7 protein-coding genes are annotated in these 10,166 nt (G+C 45.3%); all 7 read left to right on the top strand.

Annotated features, from left to right (window positions below):
• Positions 1-42 precede the first annotated feature (42 nt).
• Positions 43-2,337, top strand: coding sequence for a Gldg family protein (locus PGR74_RS02800; RefSeq protein WP_041503572.1), 2,295 nt, complete (start codon positions 43-45; stop codon positions 2,335-2,337).
• Positions 2,338-2,505: 168 nt separating this feature from the next.
• Complete coding sequence (locus tag PGR74_RS02795) at positions 2,506-3,708, top strand: site-specific integrase (protein ID WP_041503573.1); 1,203 nt, start codon at positions 2,506-2,508, stop codon at positions 3,706-3,708.
• Positions 3,709-4,079: 371 nt separating this feature from the next.
• Positions 4,080-4,670: a DUF3575 domain-containing protein gene (locus PGR74_RS02790; protein WP_110688432.1), complete on the top strand. Its 591-nt coding sequence runs from the start codon at positions 4,080-4,082 to the stop codon at positions 4,668-4,670.
• Between the two features lie 26 nt (positions 4,671-4,696).
• Entirely contained in the window at positions 4,697-6,163 is a 1,467-nt protein-coding gene (locus tag PGR74_RS02785) for a DUF3868 domain-containing protein (RefSeq protein ID WP_394341848.1), read from the top strand.
• Positions 6,147-8,108, top strand: coding sequence for an Mfa1 family fimbria major subunit (locus tag PGR74_RS02780; protein ID WP_169744684.1), 1,962 nt, complete (start codon positions 6,147-6,149; stop codon positions 8,106-8,108). Before PGR74_RS02785 ends, PGR74_RS02780 begins: the two co-directional genes overlap by 17 nt.
• Positions 8,109-8,110: 2 nt before the next feature.
• Positions 8,111-9,118 carry a FimB/Mfa2 family fimbrial subunit gene (locus PGR74_RS02775; protein WP_041503575.1) on the top strand — a complete coding sequence of 336 codons (1,008 nt, stop codon included), beginning with the start codon at positions 8,111-8,113 and terminating at the stop codon, positions 9,116-9,118.
• Complete coding sequence (locus tag PGR74_RS02770; protein WP_052634632.1) at positions 9,115-10,161, top strand: hypothetical protein; 1,047 nt, start codon at positions 9,115-9,117, stop codon at positions 10,159-10,161. Before PGR74_RS02775 ends, PGR74_RS02770 begins: the two co-directional genes overlap by 4 nt.
• Positions 10,162-10,166 lie beyond the last annotated feature (5 nt).

Below are 10,166 nucleotides of genomic sequence, written 5' to 3'. Positions count from 1 at the left end.
TTTGCCGAATTATCAAAGAAATAATTTTAAAACACGTTTACGATGAAGACAATATTCAAGATAGCGAAAACGGAATTACAAACGTTGTTCTACTCGCCGATCGCCTGGTTGATCCTGATCATATTCACGTTTCAATGTAGTATGACCTTTTCCGGTTTGATTGAAAATTTTGTTCGTCGGGAATCCATGGGGTATGGAAACTGGGCTCTCACGCTTGGACTTTATGGAGGCTGGAGCGGTTTGTTCACGGCCGTTCAGTCTTACCTTTACCTTTACATTCCCTTGTTGACGATGGGTTTGATGAGCCGGGAGCTGGGAAGCGGTTCCATTAAGTTGCTTTACTCCTCGCCGGTAACGAACACGCAGATCATCATGGGAAAATACCTCTCGATGATGGTATACGCTCTTGTTTTAATCGGCGTTTTGACGGTTTACACGATTTACGCCGCTTGCGTTGTAAAGGATTTTGATTTTCCGGTAGTTCTTTCGGGGATGCTCGGTATATACCTTTTGATCTGTGCTTACGCGGCGATCGGTCTGTTTATGTCGAGTTTGACCTCTTACCAGATTGTTGCTGCTGTCGGCACCTTGGCTATCTTAGCAGCTTTGTCTTACGTGAAAGGATTGTGGCAGGAGATCGATTTCGTGCGGGATATTACTTTTTGGTTAGCCATTTCCGGACGTGCCGGGGAGTTTGTAAACGGTTTGATCTGCTCGGAAGACGTGCTTTATTTCTTGATCGTTATCGTTTTATTCCTCTCGATGTCTATCGTTCGTTTGCAATCGCGGCGTCAGAAAGCATCTTGGATGGTAACATGGGGAAAATACGTCGGTATTTGGTGTGTGGCCATGTTTATCGGTTATCTCTCCTCCCGTCCGGCGTTGATGTCGTTTTATGATGCTACGCGGACGAAGACAAACACGTTAACTCCGAACAGCCAGAATATAGTGGCGAGGATGGACGGCAAGTTAAAAATTACCACTTACGTGAATGTTTTGGATGGTTTTGCCTGGTATGGTTTACCTTCCAGCCGGAATTGGGATTTACAACGTTTCAGACAATACCTTCGTTTTAAACCGGATATGGAAATGAACTACGTTTATTATTACGATTCGGTGAATATGGAAGAACTGGACAAGCGATTCCCTAACACGACGATGGAGTGGAAGGCTAAAAAGATGATCGAGAGTTTCGGTCTGGATTCCAACAAGGTATTGACACCGGAACAGATTCGTGAAAAAATCGATTTATCGGGTGAGAAAAACCGTTTTGTTCGTTTGTTGGAACGGGAGAACGGCCAGAAAACCTTCTTGCGGGTGTTCGATGACATGTCGGTTTTCCCTGGTGAGACCGAGATCTCTGCCGCTTTCAAACGTTTGGTGATGAAGTTGCCGAAGGTCGGGTTCTTGACCGGACACGGGGAACGTAACACGGAGCGCGAGGGAGATCGTGATTTCAGTATGTTCACCCAGGATAAACCTTTCCGTCACTCGTTGATCAACCAGGGATTCGATTTCGAAAACCTGACGCTGGATAAAGAGATTCCGGAAGATGTTAATATTTTGGTTATTGCCGAGATGCGTCAACCGATGACGGAGGTAGAAAAAGTGAACTTTGACAAGTATATCGCCCGGGGGGGCAACTTGTTTATTGTCGGAGAACCGAAACGCCAGGAGGTGATGAACCCCGTAATCGAGCAATTCGGAGTGCAGTTCATGCCGGGTATTCTTGTACGCCCGACGGAAAACTTTCAGGCTGATCTTATCGTTGCTACCCCGACAAAAGAGGCTGCTGATTTCTCTTATGTTTACAAACGTATGAAAGCCTGGGGATACGTGGCCACGATGCCGAGTGCCACGGGGTTAGATTATGTAACGGATAAGGGGTATACGGTAACGCCTTTATTTGTCAGCGACACGATCGATTGCTGGAACGAGTTGCAGATGACGAACTTTGTTGACGACACGGCCCGTTTCGATCCTTCTGCGGGAGAGATCCGGAAAACCTTCGTGACGGGTTTGGCTTTGACTCGTAAGATAGGTGACAAGGAGCAGAAAATTATGATCTTCGGTGATGCCGATTGCGTGAGTAACGGCGAATTCAGCCGAAGTCGAAAAGGTATTAAAGCTTCCAACTACATGATTATACAAGGAGCCTTCTTCTGGTTATCGGATGAAGAGGTGCCTATCGACGTGCGTCGTCCTCCTATTCCTGATAATAAAATATACGTGGGAGAAACGGGGGCTTATATTATCAAAATAATGTTTATGGGAGTATTTCCTGTCGTCTTACTTTTCTTTGCTCTATTTATCTGGATCAGGAGAAGAGGAAGATAAATGTCCGGCCTTTTTCGATCCAGAGAACGTGAGGAAGATTGCGAGTGATACTATAAGGGGAACGAATATGATTCGCTCCCCTTTTTACGATAATCGATTGAAAAATGCTTGCTTTTCTTTTGGAAAACTTTCCGGAAAGTAATTCATATTTGCAAAAATTTAAATACTATGGCAACAGTAAAGGTTAAATTACGCAATTCAACGGTCGCAGGAAAAGCCGGAACGGTTTATTATCAATTATCCCATAGGGGGAAAAGTCAGCAAATAACAACTCGGATACATCTGTTTCCTGACGAATGGAATTCGAATACCGGGCAGGTAATCTCTTCTTTTAGAAATGTGGTTCCGATACAAAAACAGATAGATAATGACCTGATGCATTTGAAACATATTATCAAGCTTCTCGATCGTCGGGGTAAGACATACACGGTAAACGATATTGTCAGACGTTATAAAACCGCTAACAGTCCAGTGTCCGTACTGGCTTTCATGCAAATGCAAATCGAATTTTTGCAACGTTGCAATCGGTGGGGAACGGCAAAAAATTATGAACGTACAAAGAATAGTTTTTCCTCGTTTCTCGCCAATATGGATCTGCCTTTTGTGGCTATGACCGAGGAGCTCATCGACGATTACAGTATTTTTCTTGTCAGGCGCGGGATTGTCCGTAACTCCATCTCTTTTTACATGCGTGTTTTGCGGGCGATTTATAACAAGGCGGTCCGGCAACGTATAGTCGAGCAGACCTATCCGTTTCAAAATGTCTATACCGGTGTGGACCAGACGCGTAAACGTGCGGTCGATGAACAAATCATACGCCGGCTTCATAAACTCGATCTGTCATGGAATGCAGCATTGGCATTTGCCCGTGATCTTTTTATATTCAGTTACTGTACGAGGGGTATGGCGTTTGTGGATATTGCCTACCTGCGTAAATCGGATATTCAGAACGATATGATTTGTTATACGCGACATAAAACCGGGCAACTGCTTTGTATTCGGCTTGAACCCAGTATTCGGTCTATTATCGTCCGATACGAGAAAGCGACTGAAAATTCGCCCTATGTTTTCCCGATCCTGACGACGGACGATAGGTCAGTAGCTTACAGACAATACTTGGCTGCATTAAATAATCATAATCGCCTGCTTCATAAATTGTCCGGATTATTATTGGCGGGATGTAAAATCACTTCATACACCTCCCGGCATAGTTGGGCGACTGCCGCTCGCAATTGCAATGTTCCGATATCGGTTATCAGTGCGGGATTGGGACATACGTCCGAGCGAACGACTCAGATTTATTTGACAATGTTGGAAAATTCCATCATAGATTCTGTGAATCAGGGTATTATAGAGATGTTGGATCAGTAGATCTCTATGCAAGAAACATGATATATTACTCGCAAAAATAAAATATTTTCGTCATTGAATCAAAGAAATTACAGCATCTTTTAACTAAAAAAAAACTATCCGATTGTGTAGAATGCTATATAATAGTATTTTATATATATTGTTAAAAAATCGAGATTTAATCATTTAATGTTAATAATAAATAAAATTTAAGATAGGATTATGAATCTGGAGAAATAAAAAATTATAAAATATATAAAAATCAAATCACGTCTTTTATTATTGTTCTAATAGTCAAATATTTAATCTACATAAAGATTTCTTGCATAGAGATCTGCAATTTGTTGTAGCGTATGTTGTCGTAGATAGAATATAGATATGAGAAAATGAAGATGAAAGTCGAAATTAGAACAATTCTGTTTTTATGCATGGCACTCGGAAGTCTATGTGCCAAAAGTCAGAATGTGGCGGTTAAAACGAATCTGCTTTATGATATTGCCGCTTATACTGTGAATGCAGGTGTAGAGGTGGGACTTGCTTCCCGTTGGACCTTGGATGTATCTGCCAACTACAATGGCTGGACACTTTCGCATGAGCGAAAGTGGAAACACTGGCTCGTTCAGCCGGAGGCCCGTTATTGGTTTTGCGACCGATTTGCCGGGCATTTCATGGGAGTACATGCTTTGGGCGGTCAGTATAATATAGGAAGCTTGAAGAATAGTATTTCTTTTCTTGGTACTGATTTTTCGAATCTTTCCGATCGACGTTATCAGGGATGGTTCGTCGGTGCGGGTATTGCTTACGGTTACACGTGGATACTGGGTAAACACTGGAACTTGGAAGCGGAGTTGGGAATAGGTTATATTTATACTCGTTATGACAGTTATCCTTGCGCTACCTGCGGAAAGAAACTTGCGAAGAATAAGTCGCATAATTATGTCGGTCCCACGAAGGCCGCGGTCAATCTGGTATATACGTTTTAATTCATGGGGTTATGGTTGTGGATAAAATAATGAAAATACTTTGCAGCGGCCTGTTGCTTCTGTTTTGTATAATGGAAGCCGGTGCTCAGACGATTATGAATGGAAAGGTAACGGTATCGAATCTTGCTGTTTCTAGTACGGAGGATAAATTATTCGTATCGATGGATATCGATGTTTCGGCTTTGGAAATGAAAAGCAATCGGGAAGTGATATTTACGCCGTTATTAGCCGGAGAGAGAGACAGTTTGCGTCTTTCTTCGGTAGTGGTCGCCGGTCGTAACCGTTACTACTATCACTTGCGTAACGGTTTTTCTTCGGATGATATGGCACTTTATCGTTGCGGAGAAGTTTCGGTTATCGAATATCGTACGGTGATACCCTACGAAAAGTGGATGTCTGCGGCGATGCTTACGATGGAGGAGGGAGAGTGTGGATGTCAATGCGAAGTATTGATGGAAAACGGCGAATTGCTTACCTCGTTAAATCTCGAGCCGGAAAAATTCAAACCGGAGTTTGTCTATATACCTCCGAGGGCAGAAATTAAGATGCGGGAGGAGAAGGGTTCTGCTTATATCGATTTTCCCGTGAACCGGACGGAAATCCATGAAAATTACCGGAATAACCCGGCGGAGTTACAGAAGATCAGAAGCACGATAGATGCCGTACGGAATGATCCGGATATGTGGATTACCGCAATCCGTATCAAGGGGTATGCTTCGCCGGAAGGTTCCTATGCCAACAACACTCGTTTGGCCAAGGGGCGTACGGAAACGCTGATGAGATACGTACAAGGGTTGTATGATTTTGCCGATACGCTCTTGTCGACCGCTTATGAGCCGGAAGATTGGGCAGGATTGGCCCGGTACGTGGAAAGTTCCGACTTGACCAATCGGCAAGGTATTCTGGAACTGATTCGAAGCAATATGGATGCGGATGTCAAAGAAAATAAAATCAAGTTGACTTATCCGGCGGATTATCGTTTTTTGCTGGAAAACGTCTATCCCGGTTTGCGGCATTCCGATTATACGGTGGAATATGTCGTGCGTCCGTACGCGAATGTTGACGAGATAAGAAGTCTTTTGGCTACCACTCCTCAGAAATTGAGTCTTCAGGAGATGTTCCTCGTTACGCGGGAAATGGAGCCGGGTAGTGAAGAGTTTAACGAAGTATTCGAAATTGCGGTGCGGATGTATCCTACCGATTCGACGGCAAACCTTAATGCAGCCAATACGGCGATGGCTATGGGGGATTTGAAAAAGGCAGAGCGTTATCTCCGTAAGGCAGGTAATGCTGCCGAGAGTGTATATGCCCGGGGAGTTTATGCTGCGCTCGCGGGCGATTACGATGCGGCAGAGAAATTTTTCGTTGAAGCCGGAGAGAAAGGTATTGTGAAGGCTGAAACGATGTTAAAACAAATCGAAAAACTGAAAAACGAATCGAGTCAAAAACAACCTCAGCATGATAATAATAAAGCAAATGAAACATTGGAGTAAAATTTTAGCTGTTTTTTTCATAGCCGGATTAATAGCTGGCTGTCACAGCGAAGAGAAAATTCCCGACGAATGGCCTGATGATAAAGGAGAGCGGGAGATGTTGTATATGAATGTTAACGTGGCATTACCGACCAAGACATTGGCGCGCAGTACGACGGGGAATACCGGTCAGGAGGTGGGCCAGGATTATGAGAATCATGTGGCTTCCATTCTTCTGGTGTTGGCCGATACGAAAGATAAATACGTGACACATGGTATTGTAGGCGGACTTCCGGCACAACCCGGAACCCGGGCTACTATAACCGCTACCGCGGCAATCAGTCGAACAGGTATCCAAAGATTGTATGATAACAACGGAATTTTAAAGGATCCGGGCAACAATAAAGTTCACGTGTATGTATTTTGTAATCCCACGCAGGACCTGATAGACGAGTTGTCCGACATGGAAGAAGGCCATGAAGCAGATTGGGCGAACAAGGTTTGCCGTGTGTTACAGAATGATATTGAGGGTAGCGACAAGAATACCACCATTTGGTCTAACGGGTTGTTTCTGATGTCTAATGCGGGAAAGGCCGAGCGGTTGATTCCCAATACGTTCCAAGAGTGGGTGGAGGCATACGCTACCGAAGCGAATCCCTTCAATCTGAGCGGGGATAACGGTGGAAATTACGATAATGCTACGAACGATAGAGGAGCGATCGATGTGGAACGTTCCGTGGCGCGTTTTGATTTCAGGGACGGGAGTGGTACCGGAAAGAATACGTACAACATCGGAAGGACGCCCGAAGGAAAGGAAGACGACGGCTTGCAAGTACAGTTGATCCGCATGGGTTTGGTCAATATGAGCAAAGAGTTTTATTACTTGAGGCGTGTGTCTGCGGACGGGAAGGGAGAGAATGCGGTAATCGGCGGCAAGGAAACCGCTTCCAATTACGTTGTAGATACGGATGCTGAGTTCAAACAAAATGATTTGAACACATCTGAGGTAATCAATAAACTGAAAGATCATTTTAATTTTCGACTGTTTAACAACGATGGCCGTATTGATGCCAGTACACGCAGGCAATGGGACAATTACTGGATCGACGATGTGATTAAGGGACGTGAAGACAATGACGAAGGCTGGACGCCGGAGGCAGGAACTTCGGTCGTGAAGGACTATCGTATCTGGCGTTATGTGACGGAGAATACGATTCCGGGGAATGACGACCACCAGAAAAACGGCATTTCGACGGGGATCGTTTTTAAAGGGAAGCTACTTGCCGGAACCAATCTTGAAACGACGAATGAGCAGCTTTATAAGGCTATCCGGGGCGAATATACTTTGCCTGAAGGTATAAAGGGATACACGTATAACGTGGAAGGCAGCAATGCCGTTTACCCCATTTTGTATACTTTCCAAAATCAGATATACGTGGGATGGAACACCGGGGTGAAGGTGGCAGCACAACAGACTGCTCCGGGACATCCGCTCCATTCGGCAGCGAGGATCGGCGAGGAGAGCGGGCCGGATAAATTATACCAGCAGCTGATAGAGATTTGGGATGAGGGCAAAGGGGATGTGCAAAAAACGGAGGAAGCGCTTGCCGCTTTCCGTAAGGCAGCAACCGAAGCCGGTTTCACTCTTTATCAGGCAAGCAATGATGCGGAGATGGATAAAGACAATCATGCCGGAGTGGGATACTATTTCTACTATTATTACTGGAACCGTCATAACGACAATGGTTTTCCCGGTACGATGGGGACAATGGAATTCGGCGTGGTACGCAATAACGTGTATAAACTGGCAGTAACGGGTATCAGTAAGCTGGGGCATCCCCGTATTACAAGTAACGATCCCGACCCCGTGGATCCCGACGATCCGGATGAAAGCGGTGAGGTATACCTGACGGTGTCGGTGGAAGTGTTGCCTTGGACCGTACGTGTCAATAATATCGAATTTTAAAAATGAAAAATAACAGACAGTTTATAATATCACGCTTCATCGGCATGGTGCAGAGCGTTATGTTAGCAACGGCCTTACTTTCGTGCGAACGTATTTATGAAGACCTCGAACCTTGTCAGCATGGTGTGTCTCTGCGATTCGTGTACGATTATAATATGGAGTATGCCAACGCATTTCCGAAAAAGGTGGATTGTCTGACATTGCTTGTGTACGATGGGGAAGGCCGTTACGTGACGAAGCGGGTTGTGACGGGGACCGAGTTACGGGATGAGGCATACCGGATGACCTTGGACTTGGAGGAGGGAGATTACCGTTTCGTGGCGTACGGGGGATTAGCCTGTGAGAAAAGTTCTTTTGAGATGGTATCGGAGCCGGACAAAAGGGCTGTATATGACGATTTGCAGGTAGTGATGGACAGGGAGTGTCTCACGGTGGCCGGAAAAAAGAGGCTGCATGATATGTACTGGGGAGAATTGAGTTTACGGACGGCTGATTCCTACCGGGAAGGTGTGGTGGAGATGATGAAGAATACGAATAACATCAGGATTGTTCTGCAACAAACCAATGGCGATCCGGTAAACGATAAGGATTTCGAATTCGAAATTACGGATGACAATACACTTTTCGGTGTAAATAACGATTTGATCGACAACGGAGTGGTGAGGTATACCCCCTGGGCGCAGGGACAAGCGTCAACGGGGGTGATCGAGGGAGGAAAAGAGGCGATAGTGGCCTACGCGGAGTTTTCGACATCGCGGCTGATGACGAAAAATGCTCCCCGGTTGGTCATCAAAAGGAAGAAGGATGGAACGGAGATTATCGATATCCCTCTCAATAATTACCTGTTGTTATTGAAAAGTGAACTTTATGCCGAGATGGATCCACAGGAGTTTCTCGACCGGGAGAGCGAATGGTCGTTGATTTTTTTCCTTCGCTCGGATTATTCCTGGCTCAGGACTTATATCAAGGTTAATGACTGGACCGTGAGACTCAACGAAACAGAGTTATGAAAATAATAAAATTGTTGGCATATATCATACCGTTTCTCATGTGCCTTATTTTCATGGGATGTAGTTGCGAAGGGATAGAAGAGACACGGGAGGGAGAAGACAGGTTGGTAAATCTGGAAATCGATGTGGCTTTATCCGACGTACCGGTACGGATGCGAAACAGCGAGCCGGCGTCGAACGAAAACGAGAAGATGAAAACGTTGCGCATCGTCGTGGTGCGTCCCGACAATACGGTGGAAGCCAACCGTTTGCTGGAACTCTCATCGGCTGTCGAGACATACGGGAACGTTTTGTTCAGGGTGGTAGGCAAAGAGACCAAACGGATCTATCTTTTTGTCAATGAAGAGACGATGATTCCAACGAAGGAGACCGGGGTATTCCGCAAACTGCTGAAGGAGGATCTTTCGGCGATTTATGTCGGATTGCCCTTTCCGGAGGACAGGTTGGGGGGATTGACGATACAGTTAGACAATAATTCGGAGCAGATTCTCGGACCATTACCCATGAGCGAATGCCACAAGGTAGAGGTTGCGGACAGTGATGCCTATTGTAGGCTTTACGTAACACGGGCTGCCGTTAAATTCTCTTTCCGTATAATCAATCGTACCGGTAGCGATAGAGTATTCACCGGATTGAGTATCGACAAGATGGCTCGCCGGGAGTATTACCTGCCGAAAGATACAAAATATAACGAAAACAAGGAAATTACCGAATATGCTGTTCCCACGATAGGGAGTAACGAGTATTACACGTTTGAACGGAAGGAGAATATAAAATTACCTGTTGGACAGGAGATCACGTTGGACCCGATCTATTTGTTGGAAGGTAAATATACCGATCCGGGCGGAGATCCGAGAAATTACCGGATGTCCATCTCTTTGGACAAGGGGGCGGTGTTGAGCGATTATTTTCCCGATTTGTCATGCCTGCCGCGCAACACGCATGTGGTAGTAAAGATCATTATCAATGACAATCAGGTAAATTGGCAGGTCGATCTCGAACCCTACGGGGAGGTGGTCCTTGAGCCGGATTTCGGATTGTAACAAAG

The sequence above is a fragment of the Sanguibacteroides sp. AM78-02pH3A genome, from assembly GCF_027666085.1.
Classification (GTDB): Bacteria; Bacteroidota; Bacteroidia; order Bacteroidales; family Marinifilaceae; genus Gabonibacter; species Gabonibacter massiliensis.
The sequence above is the reverse complement of the archived record's forward strand: the minus strand, read 5'-3'. Positions and strand labels throughout refer to the sequence as shown.

What these genes read in the sequence shown, in the direction of transcription:
- PGR74_RS02800 (WP_041503572.1), top strand. Translation starts at nt 43, where the DNA reads ATGAAGACAATATTCAAGATAGCGAAAACGGAATTACAAACGTTGTTC.
- PGR74_RS02795 (WP_041503573.1), top strand. Translation starts at nt 2,506, where the DNA reads ATGGCAACAGTAAAGGTTAAATTACGCAATTCAACGGTCGCAGGAAAA.
- PGR74_RS02790 (WP_110688432.1), top strand. Translation starts at nt 4,080, where the DNA reads ATGAAAGTCGAAATTAGAACAATTCTGTTTTTATGCATGGCACTCGGA.
- PGR74_RS02780 (WP_169744684.1), top strand. Translation starts at nt 6,147, where the DNA reads ATGAAACATTGGAGTAAAATTTTAGCTGTTTTTTTCATAGCCGGATTA.
- PGR74_RS02775 (WP_041503575.1), top strand. Translation starts at nt 8,111, where the DNA reads ATGAAAAATAACAGACAGTTTATAATATCACGCTTCATCGGCATGGTG.
- PGR74_RS02770 (WP_052634632.1), top strand. Translation starts at nt 9,115, where the DNA reads ATGAAAATAATAAAATTGTTGGCATATATCATACCGTTTCTCATGTGC.